The following is a 16,343-nucleotide window of genomic DNA, read 5'->3' on the forward strand; positions in this document are numbered from 1 at the left end:
AGGCGTGGACCGTGGCGCAATTGCGACAGAAGGCCGGGATCAGGTCGTCAGCGCCTTGCGGTAGATCGCATATTCGCGGTTGACGCTGCTCTGGATCGCATCGGCGATGGCCTTCATCCCCTGGTTGTCGTCGAGGATCCAGCCGATCTCGGCCCGCGTGGTGGCGTATTTCGTGGTCGCGGTTTCGCGGATCTGGCTGATCATCATGAAGGCCAGCTGGCTCGCCAGCCGCGAATTGTGCAATTCGCGCCGCACCCCCATCAGCGGCACGCGCATGCCCGCGTCCATCGGCTTGCGCATCCAGCGCAGCAGGTGGAACCAGCCGAACGGAAGCAGTCGGCCCTTCACCTTGCGCAGCACGCCGTTCACGTCGGGGAAGGTCAGCATGAAAGCCACCGGCTTGCCGTCGAGTTCGGCAACCATGTTGAGTTCAGGATGGATGATCGGTTTCAGCTTCTTGCCGGCATAGGCGATCTCGGCATTGGTGAAGGGCACGAAGCCCCAGTTGTTCGACCACGCATCGTTGAGGATGGTCAGGAGGGTCTCGACCTCTTCGTCCCAGCGCGAAATGTCGATCGGGCGCACGGTGATGCGGTCGTTGCGCTGGCCCGATTGCACGATCCGCTGGATCAGCGGCGGGAACCCATGCGTCACATCGAGGTGGTAGGTCAGCAGCGTCTTCTCGCGGACATAGCCAGCGCTTTCGATCCAGTGCTGGTACGCCGCCGGATGGTGACCCATCATGATCATCGGATCGTGATCCTGCCCCTTTACCAACAGGCCCGGCTCTTCCCAGATCGACATCGAGATCGGTCCAATCGCGCGGTCCATGCCCTGGCCGCGCAGCCAGTCCTCGGCCGTGCGCAGCAGCGCATGCGCGACCGCCTCGTCCGCGGCATCGAAATAGCCGAACATGCCCGCGCCGGGCCCGAAACCCTGTTCGCGCGGCAGTTCGAGCGCGAGATGGTCGATATGCGCAGAGATCCGCCCCACCGCCGTGCCGCCGCGGCGCGCGACGAACAATTGGTGCGAGGCGTGGCCGAAGAACGGGTTCTTGTTCGGGTCGACCAGTTCGAGCTGTTCGGAGCGCAATTGCGGCACCGCATGCGGCTCGCGCGCGGCAAAGGCGCGGCCGATGTCGACGAATTCGGCCCGTCCCGACTTGCCCTCGACCGGTTCGACCACCACATTCCCGTCAGACATTCACGCACACTCTCGTTCAGCTTGGATTAGCCCTGTGTGCGCTAGCTGTTCTTTGTCAAGGAAGCCAAGGCAGCGATCACTATGATCGACAGCGCGCGCTGTATCGCGCGCGTGTTTTCGGCTAGGGGCCTCCCAGGAAATTCGATTATGACCGTGCAACAAACCAGCATTTCGAGTGCCGACCTGCTTTCGCGCCGCGACGCGGGATCGGGCTGGCATGCCCAGATTCCCGACGACAAGACGATGCTGCGCGCCGCGCGCGACCTGACCAAGGACATCGCCGCGCACCGCGCCGACATCTACTGGCCCGACATGGTCGGTTCGGCGCTGGTCGGCTATGGCGCACTGGCTGGCGCGATCCTGACCGGCAGCCTGCCGCTGGCGATCCTGCTGGCGGGCGTCGCGGTGCTCGCGCTGTATCGCGCGCTGCTGTTCATCCACGAGATCTCGCATTTGCGGAACGGTACTCTGCCCGGCTTCCGCACCGCGTGGAACGTGCTGGTCGGCATTCCCATGCTGACCCCGTCCTTCATGTATGAAGGCGTCCACACGCTGCACCACAAACGCACGCAATATGGCACGATCGAAGACCCCGAATATCTCCCGCTCGCGCTGATGAAGCCGTGGAGCCTGCCGGTGTTCGTGCTGGTCGCGCTGCTGGCACCCGCAGCGCTGCTGCTGCGCTTTGCCGTGCTGGTCCCGCTGGGCGCGATCGTCCCGCCGATCCGGCGGCTGACGTGGCAGCGGCTGAGCGCGCTCGCGATCAATCCCGAATTCCGCCGCCGTCCGCCCGAAGGCGATCTGCGTCCGCGCGTGTTCTGGCAGGAAGTGGGTGGCATGGTCTGGGGCTGGGCGCTGATTGCCAGCGTGTTCGCCTTCGGCTGGAAGCCGCTGCTGGTGGCCTTCGCGGTCGCCGCGGTGGTCGCGCTGCTCAACCAGCTGCGCACGCTGGTCGCGCATCTGTGGGAGAACGAGGGCGAGGCGATGACCGTCACCGCGCAGTTCCTCGACAGCGTCAATGTCCCGCCGCCCGGGCGGATCGCCGAAATCTGGGCGCCGGTGGGCTTGCGCTATCACGCGCTGCATCACCTGATGCCCTCGATGCCCTATCACTCGCTGCCCGAGGCGCACCGCCGCCTGGTGGGCGAGCTGGCGACCGATTCGAGCTACCACGGCGCGAACCATGCCGGGATGGGGGTGCTGGTCGCCCGCATCGCGCGCAACACCATGCGCCCGCGCGCCTGATCCTGCGCTGCGCCGGCGCCGCCCGGTAGCGCGCCTGTCAGCCGAGGAAGTGGATCATCGCGATGCGCCGCTGGGCGGGCAGTCCGGCCTCGATCTCGGCGGCGATTTCCTCGGCGAGCCGGGGATGTGCGGCCAGGTCCTCCACTTCGACAAAGCCGATCCGCGTGTAGAACGGACCGTTCCACGGCAGGTCGCGGAAGGTCGTCAGCGTCACCGCGCGGAAACCCGCATTGCCCGCATCGATCAGGCAGGCACGCAGCATGACCGCGCCGATGCCTTGGCCCTGGCAGCCGGGATGGACATCCATTTCGCAAATATGCAGTTCGCGGCCGCATGGCTGCGTGGCGAGGAAACCGACGATCCGCTCACCCCTTTCGGCGACCAGGCAATGGCCGCGCGCAATCAGCCGGCGATAGTCCGCGGCGGAGCGAACCGCATCGAAATCGATCTCCGCGCAATCGGGATCGTCCGCGAACAGCACTGCGGCGGCGCGTTCGACAGCGGGGAACGCCTCGGCATCCTCGCTTCGCGCCAGCCGAATCGAAAACTCGCTCATTCCTCGGTGCGGATGAGCACCGTCTCGCCGATCAGCAGGAACAGGAAGAACGGCGCCCAGGCCGCGAGCGAGGGCGGGTAGCCGCCGAAACTGCCCATCGCGAGCGCGGCATTGTCGATCACGAAATAGGCAAAGCCCAGCGCCATCCCGATCACCGCGCGCACGAACAGCTGGCCCGACCGCGCCAGCCCGAAGGCGGCGACCGCGCCGAGCAGCGGCATCAGGAAGGCCGACAGCGGCCCCGATATCTTGTGCCACCACTTGGCGCGCAATTCGGAGGTTCGCCGCCCCGCGCGCTCGAATTCGGCGATCGAGCTGGTCAGCGTCCAGAAGGGTTCGGTATCTGGGTCGATCTTGGCGAGGTCGATCTGGTCGGGGGTCAGCCCTTCGCCCACCACCATGGTGGCAGGCCGTTCGGTCACTGCGTTCTGCACGCTGAAGCGGGTGATCCCCTCGAGCTGCCAGCCGGGGCTGGCATAGCGCGCGGTATCGGCCTGCACCTGTTCGACGATCATCCCCTCGGCATTGCGCTGGTACCACGTGACCTTGCGCATCGCGATCGCGTCGCCCGTACCGGCGAGATAGGCGGCGGTGAGGATATTGCCGTTGTCGGTCAGATAGATATTGGTCCGCACCCGGCTGTCGGTCGGGATGGGGCCGAAATCGACCGCTTCCCACGCCTTGAGCGTTGCGGTTGCGCGGGTAACCACGCGTTCGTTGAACCCGAAGGTGACCAGCGACACGATCCCCGCAGTCAGCAATAGCGGCGCGAGCACCTGATGCGCGGATAGCCCCGCCGCCTTCATCGCGATGACCTCGCTGTTCTGGTTGAGCGTCACCAGCGTGATCAGCGTCGCCAGCAGCACCGAATAGGGCAGGAAGCGCGAGATCAGCTGCGGTATCCGCAGCCCCGCATAGGTCAGCAGCTCGCCCTGCCCGTTACCCGGCACGGCGAGGATTTCGCCGCTGCTCGAAAGCAGGTCGAGCATCATCAGCACCAGCACCAGCACGAACAGCATGGCCGCGATGCGCACGGCAAAGAGTTTCGCCAGATACAGCGTCAGCGTGCGCGAGGGAAAGAAGTCGAGCTGCATGGGTTCCTGCTATTCGGCGGCTGCGAGGTCGATCTTGAGCCGCCGTCGGCGGAACAGCCGCCCGATCCGCTTGGCGACCTTGTCGAACCAGATTTCCAGCGCCCCGATCGCCTGTCCGCCGGGGACATGCGCAACGCGCCAGTACATCCACCCGATCAGCGCGGCAAACAGCAGGAACGGCCCCCACAGCGCAAGGAACGGGTCGAGCCGGCCGAGCGCGGCGATATCCTCGCCGTACTGGTTCACCTTGTGATAGGCGACCACCATGATGATCGACAGGAACACGCCGAGCGCGCTGGTCGATCGCTTGGGCGGCACGCCCAGCGCCACGGCGAGCAGCGGCAGCAGCGCCATCATCACCACTTCGACCAGCCGGAAGTTGAAGCTCGCCTGGCTGGCATCGCGTTTGTCGTCGGGCTGCTCGTCGCTCCACCCGACGCGGAGCAGTTCGGGCAGGATATATTCGCGCTCGGCATCGCCCCGGTCGCGGAATTGCTCGATCGCGGGCAGATCGATCGGCAGATCGTGACGGGTGAAGGTCAGCACGCGCGGCGTCTGGCTGCCCGTGTCCTGGACGATCGTGCCATTGGTCAGCCGCAGGATGATCGTGTCGGGGCTGTCGGTGGTGGCGAGAAAGGCGCCTTCCTTGGCGGAGATCGACAGCACCTGGTCCTGGTCGTTTGCCACGCGCGCGAAGATGCCCTTCAGGCGGCGCCCGTCGTCTTCGCTTTCCTCGATCCGCAGCGCCATGCGATCCGCCAGCGTGGTAAACTCGCCGACCTTGATCGAGGCGCCGAGCGCGCCCGAGCGCAGCTCGTATTCCATCTGCTCGTAATAATAGCGGCTGACCGGCTGGATAAAGAACACCAGCGCGACATTGACGATCATCAGCACTGCAGTGATCGCGTACGGCACCCTCAGCAGCCGCCCGTAGCCGAGCCCGACCGCGCGCAGCACATCGAGTTCGCTCGATGTCGCCAGCTTGCGAAAAGCGAGGAGGATGCCGAGCAGCAGGCCCAGCGGGATGGCGAGGCTGGCATATTCGGGCACCAGCGCGATCAGCATCTTGAACACGACCCCCACGGGTCCGCCCTCGATCGCGACGAAATCGAACAGCCGCAGCATCTTGTCGAGCACGAGCAGCGAAGCGGCGATGGCGAACACCGAAAGCATCGGCACGATCACGAGCCGGAAGATATAGCGATCTATGGCGGGCAGGAATCTGAGCAAGGTGTCGCCGGTCAGTTATTTTCGCCGGACGCCCTAGCGCGCTTTTCGGCGCAGGTCATGTCCCTTGTGCCGCGCCGCGGGGCTCAGGCTTTCTCGAGCGTGCACTGCAGCGGGTGCTGGTTCTGGCGCGCGAAATCCATCACCTGGTGCACCTTGGTTTCGGCGACCTCATAGGGGAAGATCCCGCAGATGCCGACGCCCTTCTGGTGGACATGCAGCATCACGCGGGTCGCCTCTTCCATATCCATCTTGAAGAAGCGCTTGAGCACGATCACGACGAATTCCATCGGGGTGTAATCGTCATTGAGCAGCAGCACCTTGTACTGGCTCGGCTTCTTGGGCTTGGCGCGGGTCTTGGTGGCAATGCCGACCTGACCCTCGCCTTCGCGCGTGTCGTCATTGTCGTCGGCAGCGCAGATCGGGAAGGGGGGCAGAATCTCGGTCATTGCGGAGCCCAATATCGTATCGCATCGCCAAATCGCAAGCCGCGAGCGGCGCGCGCTGCCGATTGCGCGGCGGGAACCGCGCGCGGCGAGGGCGGAGAAGGATAGAAAAAGGGCCGGATGGCAAATACCATCCGGCCCACGGTATCCAATTTCACCGAGCGAGGGAGAGAGGAGAGAGCCCGGCGGAATTGAAGCTGGTTGACGCCGTTCAGGCGGCCTTGCCGACCTTTTCGGCAGCAAGGCTCATGCGGTTCGACATCGGGGCGAACGCCTCGTTGACGAGCTTGAGCATGGTTTCGGTGTTCTTCGACGTGGTCGAGACCATCGCGTCGAAATTGCGGCGGGCAATCTCGCCCTGCAGCTGGAACATCTCGGTCGGCGACTTGATCGCGGCGAACTTCTTGACGTCGTCCTGCGTGGTCTCGGCAACCGACTTGGCTTCCTCGACGCAGGTGCGGCCCATGTCCTGGATGCCGCTGGCAAGGATCTTGCCCGATTCCACGAGCGCTTCGAGATTGCCCTTCTGGAACGCGACGGCTTCCTTGGTCATCTCGGTGCCCTTGTCATAGGCCGACTTGACGCGGGCCTGCATGTCGGCGGCCAGTTCCTGGGCCTTGGCGGTGTATTCGGTGGTGGTGTCGTTCTTGGCGGTGGCCATGATGGTTTCCTTCAACTGGGGGATCGGGGTGGTCGGGGCAGCAGCGGCCTTCGCGGGGGCAGCCTTGGACGTCGGGGCAGCGACCGGCTTTTTTGCCGGGGCGGCCTTCTTGGCGACGGCCTTTTTCGGTGCGGCTTTCTTCACCGCGACCTTCTTCGGCGCCGCTTTGGCGGGCTTCGCAACCGCCTCGGCGACCTTTGCGGTATTCACCGGGGCCGCCTGGTCCCCATCGACGGCCTGCGCGACCTTCGTGGTGCTCACCGTGGCGGCGGCATCGCTCTTGCTCGGGCTCTCGGCCATGGGGAAACCTCACTTTTGTTGCAGTGCACAAAATAGGCATTGCAACCGCGAAGTCAAGCAGATTTGTGCAGTGCACAATAAAGCGGATCGGCGCGTTTGTGCGCGCGTTAGCGCGTGGCGACGTAGCGTCCCGGCGCGTCTTCGATCACGGTGTCGCCGCGCCCCCCCGGCTTGCGCTTGCCCTTGGCGGGCACCGTCGCGCCATCCTGTGCGCGCAGCCACTCGATCCAGTCGGGCCACCAGCTGCCCTTGTGTTCGGCGGCGCCTTCACGGAATTCGGGCAGGCTGCGCGGCGCGGCGTCATTGGTCCAGTACTGGTATTTCTGCGCCTCGGGCGGGTTCACCACGCCGGCAATATGACCCGAGCCGGCGAGTACGAATTTGAGCGGGCCGGTGAAATGGTCGGTCATCCGCCAGACGCTTTCGGCAGGGGCGATATGGTCTTCCTTGCCCGCCTGGATATAGGCCGGGGTCGCAACCAGCCCGAGATCGATCGGAGTGCCGTCGACGCTCAGCGCATCCGCTTCGACCAGCCGGTTGTCGCGGTAGAGATCGCGCAGATATTGTTCGTGCCACTTGGCGGGCAGGTTGGTCACATCGCCGTTCCAGTGGAGCAGGTCGAAGGCCGGGTAATTCTCGCCCAGCAGGTAATTGTTGACCACGTAGTTCCAGATCAGATCGGTGCCGCGCAGCAGGTTGAAGGTCGCCGCCATGTACCGCCCGTCGAGATAGCCATCGGCGGTCATCGCCTTGACCACGCCCAGTTGCGGATCGTCGACGAAATTGAGCAGCTCGCCCGCTTTCTCGAAATCGACCTGCGCGGTGAAGAAGGTCGCGCTCGCGACCTTGTCCTGCTCGCCGCGGCGGTGGAGCAGCGCAAGCGTGGCAGCGAGCGTGGTCCCCGCCACGCAATAGCCGATCGCGTGGACCGCGGGCACGTCCAGCCGCGCGCGGATATGGTCGATCGCATCGATCTGCGCGCGGACGTAATCGTCCCACACCACGTCGCGCATGCTTGCATCGGCCGATTTCCAGCTGACCATGAATACGGTGACGCCCTGTTCGACCGCCCAGCGCACGAAGCTTTTCTTGGGGTTGAGGTCGAGGATGTAGAAGCGGTTGATCCACGGCGGGAAGATCACCAGCGGCGTTTCCATCACCGTGTCGGTGGTCGGCGAATACTGGATCAGCTGGTAGAGCGGGGTTTCGTGCACGACCTTGCCCGGCGTCACGGCGATGTTCTCGCCCAGCGTGAAGGCGCTGTCGTCGGTGTGGCTCAATTGCCCGCGCCGCAGGTCGGCGAGCAGGTGTTCCATGCCGCGCACCAGATTGTCGCCACGCGTCTCCAGCGTCCGCTCCATCACCACCGGGTTGAGCAGCGGGAAATTGGACGGGCTCGCCGCCTCGGTGATCGTCCGGGTGGTGAAGCGCAGCTGTTCGCGTTTCTCGTCCGACAGGCCCTCCATGCGGTCGACCATCTCGGCAACGCGTTCGGCGAGGAAGAGATAGGTCTGGTGGATCAGCGCATAGGCGGGGTGCGCGCGCCAGCGCGGGTCGGCAAAGCGGCGGTCCGAACGCGGCAGGTCGGGGTCGCCCTCGGCCACCGGTTGCCCCTCGGGGCTGAGCCCGTATTGCCCGAGCACCTGCTGCCACAGCGCCATGCCTTCCTGCATCAGCGCCTGCTGCCGCGCGGGATCGGCGAGCGGCATCTGGCGGTACCAGTCATCGGCCATGCGCATCCAGCGCGCCGGATCGAAATAGGCGGCGAAGGCCTGCGGATCGCCCAGCTGCTCGGTCTGGTATTCGAGCCACATGCCCTGCAGCTTCGTCCCGACTTCGGCCCAGTGCTGCATGTCTTCGGGTTTCAGCGCCGTGCCGGTGGTCGCTTCGGTCAGCGGCGCGAACAGCGCCCGCGCGAGTTTGGCCGGGGCTTCGAACATGTTCGTGAAGGGATCGGGGCCGTCGTCGGTCATCATCGCTCCTGCCTGCTGCCAAGCGTCTGTTGGGGGGACGATAGGATATTCCGCCGCCGCATGCACGCGTGCCGATTGCACCTGCATGATGAATAGGTAATCAGTGTGACTCGCCTACAGCCCGAAAGAGCCACGATGTCCGACGAATTCTACCGTATCAAGCGCCTGCCGCCCTATGTCATCGCCGAAGTCAACGCGATGCGGCATGCGGCGCGGCGCGCGGGACGCGACATCATCGATCTCGGCATGGGCAATCCCGACCATCCGCCGCCGCAGCATGTGATCGACAAATTGTGCGAAGTCGCCGCCAAGCCCAGCGCGCATGGTTATTCGCAATCGAAGGGGATCCCCGGCCTGCGCAAGGCCCAGGCCAATTACTACGCCCGCCGGTTCGAGGTCGAACTCGATCCCGAAAGCGAGGTGGTGGTGACGATGGGGTCGAAGGAAGGCCTGTCGTCGATGGCCACCGCGATCACCGCACCGGGCGATGTCGTGCTGGCGCCCAGCCCGTCCTATCCGATCCACACCTTCGGCTTCATCATCGCCGGGGCGACGATCCGCAGCGTGCCGACCACGCCCGACGAATACTACTGGAAGGCGCTCGACAACGCGATGGCCTATACCGTGCCGCGGCCGACGGTGCTGGTGGTCAATTATCCCAGCAATCCCACCGCCGAGACGGTCGATCTCGCCTTTTACGAGCGGCTGGTCGCCTGGGCGCGCGAAAACAAGGTCTGGGTGCTGTCCGACCTCGCCTATTCGGAACTCTATTACGACGGCAAGCCGACCCGCTCGATCCTCGAAGTGCCCGGCGCCAAGGACGTCGCGGTCGAGTTTACCTCGATGTCGAAAACCTATTCGATGGCCGGCTGGCGGATGGGCTTCGCGGTCGGTAACCCGACGCTGATCTCCGCGCTGTCGCGGGTGAAGTCCTATCTCGACTACGGCGCCTTTACCCCGATCCAGGCGGCCGCCTGCGCCGCGCTCAACGGCCCGCAGGACGTGGTCGAGGAAAACCGCGCGCGCTACCAGCACCGGCGTGACGTGATGGTCGAAAGCTTCGCCCGCGCCGGCTGGGACATTCCCTCGCCGCCCGCCAGCATGTTCGCCTGGGCCAAGCTGCCGCCGGGCTTCGAGGAAATGGGCAGTCTCGAGTTTTCCAAGCAATTGCTCGAGCATGCCGATGTCGCGGTCGCGGCGGGCGTCGGCTATGGCGAGGAAGGCGAAGGCCATGTCCGCATCGCCATGGTCGAGAACGAGCAGCGCATCCGCCAGGCCGCGCGCAACATCAAGCGGTTCCTCGCCGAACACGCGCGCCGCTAGCGCCAGAGATACATCCGGATCGGGCGCATCTCCGCGCCAGCCCGGTTTGCAAACGATTTCCTCTACTTAGTCTGCGACTCATATCGGAGTACCGAGAGGGTCGATTCGTGAGGGGTCCGACATTCGTATGGCTGTCGACCAGCCCGATTGTTCCGATCCGGTGGGATTTGCGGTTGGCGGACTGGTCGATGAAGCATGCGCGCGAGACCGGGGGGCTCCCCGGCATGCTCGATTGGCGCGCGGCCAGCAGGCCGGGCGACTGGCGCGAACTGGCGGCGCGTGGGCGGATCGTTGCGGTCGGCGTCGACAATGCGTGGGAACGCGCACGGCTGCTCGATCACGGGCTGGGCGATGCGCTTGCCAGCCATGTCGCGCATGTCGAACTCGATGCGCGGCTGTCGCGGATCCATGGCCAGGCGGCGGGTCTTCCGCGGCGCATCCAGGCCGGCCCCGTGCTGCTCGACCTGTTCCACCGCGACGGGCGGCTGCACGGTCGCTGGCTCGGCCTCCATCCGCGTGAATTCGCGCTGCTCTGGCGGCTGGCGGAAACCCCCGGTCAGCAGGTGACGCGCGCGCAATTGCTGCGCGATGTCTGGCGGCTCGACCACGTGCCCGAAACCAATTCGCTCGAAGTGCATGTCTCGCGGCTGCGCGCCAAGCTCCACGTCTCGCGCTGCGGCTGGCTGGTCGAAACGCACCCGGAGGGTGGCTACCGGCTGGCGGCTGACGGCGTCGCCCCGCCGCTCGCCCGTTCTGCGTGATCGCCCGCGGCGCAACTGGACTTGTCCCGCCCGATGGCTACCAAGGCGCCAAGGGATAATTTCGGAAGAGAGGCACTGCCATGAATTTCAACGACCGCGTTTCCATCGATCTGGCCGACAATGGCGTGGCGCAGGTGCGCTTTACCCGCGGCGACAAGATGAACGCGCTGGACCCGGCACAGTTCGAGGCGGTGCTGGCCGCGGGCGAGGCGCTGCGCGACATGCCGGGCCTGCGCGTGGCGGTGCTGTCGGGCGAGGGCCGTGCCTTCTGCGCGGGTCTCGATACCGCGAGCTTCGGCGGCGAACCGGCGGGCTCGGCCGCGCTGGCCGAGCGGACGCATGGCAATGCCAACCGCGCGCAGGAAGCCGCAATGACTTGGCGCAAGTGCCCCGTCCCGGTCATCGCCGCGGTCCACGGCGTGTGCTTCGGCGGCGGGCTGCAGATCGCCAGCGGCGCCGATATCCGCGTGGTGCACCCGCAGACGCGCATGGCGGTGATGGAAATGAAATGGGGCCTCGTCCCCGACATGGGCGGCTATGCGCTGTGGCGCGGCCTGGTGCGCGACGACACCTTGCGCGAACTGACCTACACCAACCGCGAATTCATCGGCGAGGAAGCGCTCCAGCTCGGCTTTGCCACCATGCTCGAGGAAGACCCGCTGGCCAGGGCCAATGCGCTGGCCGAAACCATCGCCAACAAGAACCCGCAGGCGATCCGCGGCGCCAAGCGGCTGTTCCGTGTGATGCACGAAGAGGGCGAGGACGCGATCCTGCTGGCCGAGAGCGAAGAGCAGGACGGCATCATCCGCCAGCCCAACCAGATCGAGGCGGTCATGGCCGAAATGCAGAAACGCGCGCCGGTGTTTACCGACGTCTAGCGGAGCGGGGGCGCCGCTCTGGCTGCGCGCGTTAACATAGCCATGAGGATCTGCGCCTAGGCACACTGCTATGCAGCAATTCGGCCAAATCATTCGCCGCATGTCCGGATGGGTCATGCTCTGCCTTGCACTGGCAACCTCAGCATGCGCTTCGGACGATACCGCGCCCGACTATCGCTATCGCCTCACGGTCGAGGTGGAGACGCCCGAGGGCCTGAAGACCGGATCGAGCGTGATCGAAGTGAAGCAGCGCCTGGTGCGCGCCGGCTCCAGCCCGGCAAATATGGCGGTGGAGCGTCGCGTGCGGGGCGAAGCGGTGGCGGTCGATCTGCCCGGCGGAAAGACGCTGTTCGCGCTGCTGCGGTCGGACAACAATGTCGATTGGGCATCCTATGTCATGCAGACGCTCGCCCCCCACCTCGACAGCGAAACCTTCGCGCAACAGCTCGACAACATGCTCTTGCTCAAGGGCGAAATCGTCCTGCCTCGGACATTCCCACCGGTCGGACATCTCAAGGAACGCTCGGCCTATCCGATGCTGGTAACCTTCGGCGATCTCGACGACCCGACCAGTGTCGAAGAGGTCGATCCTGACGATTTGGCCGCGACTTTCGGCAAAGGGATCAGTCTCAAGCGCATCACCGTTCAGATGACAGACGACCCGTTGACCGCTGGGATTGAGCGGCGCCTGGGGTGGTTGGAGGCGCACGGGCGTCACCACGCGAGTCTGAAGCCCAGCGGGTCCCGCTATTTAGACGAGGCCCAGTTGATCAATCTAGTTACTCACGGTGATTTCAGCACGGAGCTGTACAGATGAATCGCGCCGTCTTTCTGCCGCTGATGGCCCGCGACGCGCGCAATCGCGGCAACGCCAGAACGTCAGACTGACTTCGGCATTCTCCATATCACGGGACGAATTCGGTTCGTAGCTCTCCGCTTCCCGCACCCACCAATCACCCCGCCCGCGGGATAGCGCAGGCCGAGGCATAGCCGAGCCCGCGCTTGATCGCGGGGAACAGCCTGCCGCTGGCTGCGGCGAGCGTCATTTCGGTGCGGACGGGGCGCGAATGCTGCGCCTCGATCTCTTCGCCCAGTTCCGCCGCGCGCAGGATATCGCCGCTGGCGATGGCCTCGCCAAAGCCGAAGGCGAGCGCATCGGCTTCGCTTTCGGGTCTGCCCATCAGCGCGTTTTGCAACCGGTCCTTGTCCATGCCGTCGGCCAGCGCGAAATTGCGGACGATCTCGACGCAGGGCCCGCAATCCTCCGCGCGGGTGGAGCCGAGCCGGGCCATGTGGATCAACTCTTTGGGCGCATGGTAATAGTGCCCCGCCAGCAGCATGGAGTGCTGGAATTTCTCGACCGCGAAGCCGCCCGCAGCGGACAGATCGTCGTAATAGGGCTCGGCGTCGCCCACCATCCGCCTCATCCCGTTGATGAAAACGCCTTTGGGCAGGGGAACGGGTGAGACGCGCTGGCGGCCCAGCTGGATCGCCATCGCAACCAGCACCACCAGCGGCGGGCCGAGCACGCCGGGCGCGTCGCGCCAGAAGATGCCGGGGCCGCAGATCCCGGTGAGCACTTCGTAGATATGCAGCACGCCATGCGCGCCCAGCCACAGCGCACCCGCCAGCGCGCTGCCCCAGCGCAGCCCCGGATTGGCCGCGGCAAAAGCGATCAGCGCGCCCGAAACGAGATAGGCGAGCCCGATATCCCTGATGAAATGCGCATTGGCCGGACCGCTTGCCTTGACCGTGTCCACGAACTGGTACCACCCGAGCGGGTCGGCGAGCATGAACAGCCCGAAGACCAGTGCGAACAGCGCGGCGAGCGCCAGCAGGGCTTGCACCAGCCGGTCGAGCGCGTCAGGTTTGCCATACATTATCGGACTCCCTATATCCGGATATCGAATATCCATTTAAGGGGGGCCGCGCAAGAGGAATGTCGGGCATGCGGATCAACAAAGGCGTCGAATGGGCAGGCCATGCCTGCGCGCTGCTGGTGCCGCTGTGGCCCGACAAGGGCTTGCCGCTGTCGGCGCTGGCCGAATTCCACGCGCTACCCGAGCCCTATATGGCCAAGCAGATGCAGGCGCTGGCGCGCGCGGGAATCGTCACCGGCGGGCGCGGGAGGAGCGGGTTCTACACGCTCGCCCGCGCGCCCGCAGAAATCACGCTGCTCGACATATTGCTGGCGGTCGACGGTGACGAGCCGATGTTCCGCTGCAGCGAGATCCGCCAGAACGGTCCCTGCGCCAGCAAGCCCGCCGATTGCAAAGTGCCGTGCAATATCGCCGCGGGGTTCTGGCGCGCGGAGGAAGCCTATCGCTCCAGCCTGGCGCAAGTCGATCTCGCGACGCTGGCAGGTGCGGTGGCCGCGCAGCTGGGCCCCGAAAAAACCGCCCGGGCAGGCGCGTGGATTTCCGGCAATGTGCGGATGCGCGGCTGACCCGTAGGGGTTGGGGGCAGTGGTCAGGGGCTGGCGCGGATCGCGGGCGCTTCAGCTTACCCCAGCGATCGGGCCTCGCGCACATAGGTAAAGTCGCCGTCGCCCGACCAGTCGCGACCATTGGGGTGGCGCAGTTCGATCCCCGCCAGGTCGCCTGCATCGGCCAGCCACATGTTCACGCCCATCATCGTGTTGCCGTGAGCCGCGATGGCTTTCTCGGTCAGCACGAAATGGCTCGTTGCGCCGCATGTCGGACAGAATTGAACCTCGGCATTGGGTTCGTCCTTGTCGGCCCTGCGGAACCCCTGCGCCTGGCCGTGAACGGTGACCTCGGAAGGGTGGAAATAGGCCCAGCGCGCACCCGTCTTGCTGCACAATGTGCAATTGCACTCGTGAATGAATTCGGGTCGCTTTGTCAGCTCGAGACCGATCTGGCCGCACAGGCAGGACGTTTTTATCATCCGCGGGTGATAGCGCTGGCGGCGCGCGTTTTGCACCCGAATTCGGACACCTCCTCGCTGGAATACCTATGCGCCGCGTGCCGGGCCGCGTTCTCGCTCACCCTCGAAAGCCATCCCGGGGTTGGCCAATTCCGCCCAGCAGCCGCCCAACCCCGTCGCCGCGGCGCTGACCGGGCGGCATGAAGTTCCGCAATGGGACCGGAATGGACCTAGTGATCGTGCTGCAACGGCAGTGATTGCGTCCACGGAGGCGAGCGCGAAGCTTCCCGGTTGGGCCGGGCCAGTTCGCGCAATCATCCCGTCTATCGAGAATTGCCCGGCGAGTCGGGAAGTATATGATTGAACAGATCCCGCCGTTCTGGACGTAATTTAATTACCCTGCACAAGCGTCATGCCGTGGACGCTGTAAATATTCGAATGTATAAAGAAAAAACCACGCCGACTTAAAGGCGAACTTTGCACAGAGCGTTCGCGTTCTATGCTCGTTTGCGCGCCTGATCATTTGGATTCATCTTGTCGGTCTGGCAAACAGGAGGATGTTGCAATGGCTCTTCACCACGCATTCCGCAATAGCGCTCGGAATATCGCCGATGTTCAAAGCGCATATAAGCAAAGCGTCATCTTCGTGAATAACGAAGCGACCGGCGTTTACAGTTCGCAACTCGGTGTTCTGAACACCCTGCCTCCCGACTGGCAGGATTTCGTCAACGCGCACCAGGCCGCCCAGGCGGACGCGCTCGACTGGATCAACAATGTAATGGCTCGCTTGCTCACCGTCCCCGCCAGCGTCCAGAGCTATAACGCCACCATTTCCGCCGCCCTGCAGGATGCGAGGAATCAGGCTCAAGCGCTGATCCAGAACCCGGCAAACGCGGGTGCGAAATCAGCGCTGACCGCGGACCTGAACCTCATCAAGTCGCAGGTCTCGCTGGTGCTTGCCTTCGTCTCGGGCACGCTCTCGGCCGTGCAGAATTACCAGAACAAGGTGCCGGATATGGCGCAACAATTGCAGACGATCGCGAACAAATCGTCGGCCGACGCCGGGGCGGATCAGCAGAAGATCGATGATCTGAACACCGCGATCGAACAGCTCAAGGCGGATATCAAATCGCTGACCGCGGCCATCGTTGGTCTCGCTATCGCCGACGGCATCGCGCTTACCCTCGGTGTGGTCGCCACGATCGCTGCGTGGCCTGCCGGGGCGCTCGTCTGGATCGTGCTCGGGCCTGTCGTTGCGGTGGCCACCACGTACATCGCCCTCGATGCGATCAAGATCAAGGCGGACAAAGCGGAGATCGAAGCGAAGCAGGCCCAGATCACCGGGCTCACCCAAGACGTCGCGGTGCTCCAGGGCATGGCGAAACAATATGGAGATTTCGCGGCGCAGACGGCCGACGTGCAGTCGAACCTCGAAAATGTCGAGGCGGAATGGCAGACGCTCGACAACGAGGTGACGAATGCTGTGAACGACATTCAGGCCGCCATCGCCGATGAACAGGCGTGCAACTATCAGGCGGTCGCCGACGATCTGAACGAAGCCGTCGCCGCCTGGACAGATGCCTATAACCAGGCGGGCAGCCTGATCCTCGACATCAATGTGAACAACGCGCAGCTCGAACCGGGCATGTCGCAGCAAGCCGTGCAGGATGCGCTGGCCACCGGCCAGACGACCGATCTGGTGAACTATTTCAACCAACTGCAGACCGCGTAGATTATGGCTCGCGATGGTGGGGCCGCGCAGCAGACGGTTACCGGGCCGGCACCATAAG

The 16,343-nt window shown here is 64.8% G+C and carries 16 protein-coding genes; 7 read left to right on the forward strand and 9 right to left on the reverse strand.

Going from position 1 to position 16,343, the window contains the following annotated elements; all coding sequences use genetic code 11:
• Window positions 1-39: 39 nt before the first annotated feature.
• Window positions 40-1,203, reverse strand: coding sequence for an N-acetyltransferase (locus tag J2S32_RS13560; RefSeq protein ID WP_253522167.1), 1,164 nt, complete (start codon window positions 1,201-1,203; stop codon window positions 40-42).
• A 147-nt stretch (window positions 1,204-1,350) separates the two neighbouring features.
• On the opposite strand from J2S32_RS13560, the gene J2S32_RS13565 reads away from it, so the two are divergent.
• Window positions 1,351-2,448, forward strand: a complete 1,098-nt coding sequence (locus tag J2S32_RS13565; protein ID WP_253522168.1) for a fatty acid desaturase family protein — start codon at window positions 1,351-1,353, stop codon at window positions 2,446-2,448.
• Window positions 2,449-2,485: 37 nt separating this feature from the next.
• Here the strand turns inward: J2S32_RS13565 and J2S32_RS13570 are convergent, their stop codons facing one another.
• The 6 genes from J2S32_RS13570 to J2S32_RS13595 all read right to left on the reverse strand — a co-directional run bounded on the left by J2S32_RS13570 (window position 2,486) and on the right by J2S32_RS13595 (window position 8,705).
• A complete protein-coding gene (locus J2S32_RS13570) occupies window positions 2,486-3,004 on the reverse strand; it encodes a GNAT family N-acetyltransferase (protein WP_253522169.1) in 519 nt (172 codons plus the stop codon).
• Entirely contained in the window at window positions 3,001-4,098 is a 1,098-nt protein-coding gene (lptG, locus tag J2S32_RS13575) for an LPS export ABC transporter permease LptG (protein WP_253522171.1), read from the reverse strand. The genes J2S32_RS13570 and lptG overlap by 4 nt, the downstream gene beginning before the upstream one ends.
• 9 nt (window positions 4,099-4,107) lie before the next feature.
• Window positions 4,108-5,328, reverse strand: a complete 1,221-nt coding sequence (locus J2S32_RS13580) for an LptF/LptG family permease (protein WP_253522173.1) — start codon at window positions 5,326-5,328, stop codon at window positions 4,108-4,110.
• A gap of 83 nt (window positions 5,329-5,411) precedes the next feature.
• Entirely contained in the window at window positions 5,412-5,774 is a 363-nt protein-coding gene (gene clpS / locus J2S32_RS13585) for an ATP-dependent Clp protease adapter ClpS (protein WP_253522175.1), read from the reverse strand.
• 208 nt (window positions 5,775-5,982) lie between these two features.
• Window positions 5,983-6,732 carry a phasin family protein gene (locus tag J2S32_RS13590; RefSeq protein ID WP_253522177.1) on the reverse strand — a complete coding sequence of 250 codons (750 nt, stop codon included), beginning with the start codon at window positions 6,730-6,732 and terminating at the stop codon, window positions 5,983-5,985.
• Window positions 6,733-6,839: 107 nt separating this feature from the next.
• The gene (locus J2S32_RS13595; protein WP_253522178.1) at window positions 6,840-8,705 is read right to left on the reverse strand and encodes a PHA/PHB synthase family protein; all 1,866 of its coding nucleotides are present in this window, start codon (window positions 8,703-8,705) and stop codon (window positions 6,840-6,842) included.
• A gap of 135 nt (window positions 8,706-8,840) precedes the next feature.
• On the opposite strand from J2S32_RS13595, the gene J2S32_RS13600 reads away from it, so the two are divergent.
• The 4 genes from J2S32_RS13600 to J2S32_RS13615 all read left to right on the forward strand — a co-directional run bounded on the left by J2S32_RS13600 (window position 8,841) and on the right by J2S32_RS13615 (window position 12,484).
• Window positions 8,841-10,028: an LL-diaminopimelate aminotransferase gene (locus J2S32_RS13600; protein WP_253522179.1), complete on the forward strand. Its 1,188-nt coding sequence runs from the start codon at window positions 8,841-8,843 to the stop codon at window positions 10,026-10,028.
• Between the two features lie 107 nt (window positions 10,029-10,135).
• The gene (locus J2S32_RS13605; RefSeq protein ID WP_253522180.1) at window positions 10,136-10,789 is read left to right on the forward strand and encodes a winged helix-turn-helix domain-containing protein; all 654 of its coding nucleotides are present in this window, start codon (window positions 10,136-10,138) and stop codon (window positions 10,787-10,789) included.
• 80 nt (window positions 10,790-10,869) lie between these two features.
• A complete protein-coding gene (locus J2S32_RS13610; RefSeq protein WP_253522181.1) occupies window positions 10,870-11,667 on the forward strand; it encodes a crotonase/enoyl-CoA hydratase family protein in 798 nt (265 codons plus the stop codon).
• 70 nt (window positions 11,668-11,737) lie between these two features.
• On the forward strand, window positions 11,738-12,484 hold the full coding sequence (locus tag J2S32_RS13615; RefSeq protein WP_253522182.1) for a hypothetical protein: 747 nt from the start codon (window positions 11,738-11,740) through the stop codon (window positions 12,482-12,484).
• A 136-nt stretch (window positions 12,485-12,620) separates the two neighbouring features.
• Here the strand turns inward: J2S32_RS13615 and J2S32_RS13620 are convergent, their stop codons facing one another.
• Entirely contained in the window at window positions 12,621-13,547 is a 927-nt protein-coding gene (locus tag J2S32_RS13620; RefSeq protein WP_253522183.1) for a hypothetical protein, read from the reverse strand.
• Between the two features lie 68 nt (window positions 13,548-13,615).
• On the opposite strand from J2S32_RS13620, the gene J2S32_RS13625 reads away from it, so the two are divergent.
• Window positions 13,616-14,113, forward strand: coding sequence for an RrF2 family transcriptional regulator (locus J2S32_RS13625; protein WP_253522185.1), 498 nt, complete (start codon window positions 13,616-13,618; stop codon window positions 14,111-14,113).
• Window positions 14,114-14,169: 56 nt separating this feature from the next.
• Here J2S32_RS13625 and J2S32_RS13630 read toward each other — a convergent pair whose 3' ends face one another.
• Window positions 14,170-14,574: a GFA family protein gene (locus tag J2S32_RS13630; RefSeq protein WP_253522186.1), complete on the reverse strand. Its 405-nt coding sequence runs from the start codon at window positions 14,572-14,574 to the stop codon at window positions 14,170-14,172.
• 544 nt (window positions 14,575-15,118) lie between these two features.
• Here J2S32_RS13630 and J2S32_RS13635 point away from each other — a divergent pair.
• Window positions 15,119-16,285, forward strand: coding sequence for a hypothetical protein (locus tag J2S32_RS13635; protein ID WP_253522187.1), 1,167 nt, complete (start codon window positions 15,119-15,121; stop codon window positions 16,283-16,285).
• Window positions 16,286-16,343: the final 58 nt, after the last annotated feature.

Source organism: Qipengyuania citrea (genome assembly GCF_024171405.1).
GTDB classification, from domain to species: Bacteria; Pseudomonadota; Alphaproteobacteria; order Sphingomonadales; family Sphingomonadaceae; genus Qipengyuania; species Qipengyuania profunda.

Excerpts from the sequence above, each read along its gene's own strand:
- J2S32_RS13565 (WP_253522168.1), top strand. The coding sequence starts at position 1,351 with ATGACCGTGCAACAAACCAGCATTTCGAGTGCCGACCTGCTTTCGCGC.
- J2S32_RS13610 (WP_253522181.1), top strand. The coding sequence starts at position 10,870 with ATGAATTTCAACGACCGCGTTTCCATCGATCTGGCCGACAATGGCGTG.
- lptG (WP_253522171.1), bottom strand. The coding sequence starts at position 4,098 with ATGCAGCTCGACTTCTTTCCCTCGCGCACGCTGACGCTGTATCTGGCG.
- J2S32_RS13630 (WP_253522186.1), bottom strand. The coding sequence starts at position 14,574 with ATGATAAAAACGTCCTGCCTGTGCGGCCAGATCGGTCTCGAGCTGACA.
- J2S32_RS13590 (WP_253522177.1), bottom strand. The coding sequence starts at position 6,732 with ATGGCCGAGAGCCCGAGCAAGAGCGATGCCGCCGCCACGGTGAGCACC.
- J2S32_RS13625 (WP_253522185.1), top strand. The coding sequence starts at position 13,616 with ATGCGGATCAACAAAGGCGTCGAATGGGCAGGCCATGCCTGCGCGCTG.
- J2S32_RS13615 (WP_253522182.1), top strand. The coding sequence starts at position 11,738 with ATGCAGCAATTCGGCCAAATCATTCGCCGCATGTCCGGATGGGTCATG.
- J2S32_RS13635 (WP_253522187.1), top strand. The coding sequence starts at position 15,119 with ATGGCTCTTCACCACGCATTCCGCAATAGCGCTCGGAATATCGCCGAT.
- J2S32_RS13560 (WP_253522167.1), bottom strand. The coding sequence starts at position 1,203 with ATGTCTGACGGGAATGTGGTGGTCGAACCGGTCGAGGGCAAGTCGGGA.
- J2S32_RS13570 (WP_253522169.1), bottom strand. The coding sequence starts at position 3,004 with ATGAGCGAGTTTTCGATTCGGCTGGCGCGAAGCGAGGATGCCGAGGCG.
- clpS (WP_253522175.1), bottom strand. The coding sequence starts at position 5,774 with ATGACCGAGATTCTGCCCCCCTTCCCGATCTGCGCTGCCGACGACAAT.
- J2S32_RS13620 (WP_253522183.1), bottom strand. The coding sequence starts at position 13,547 with ATGTATGGCAAACCTGACGCGCTCGACCGGCTGGTGCAAGCCCTGCTG.
- J2S32_RS13600 (WP_253522179.1), top strand. The coding sequence starts at position 8,841 with ATGTCCGACGAATTCTACCGTATCAAGCGCCTGCCGCCCTATGTCATC.
- J2S32_RS13595 (WP_253522178.1), bottom strand. The coding sequence starts at position 8,705 with ATGACCGACGACGGCCCCGATCCCTTCACGAACATGTTCGAAGCCCCG.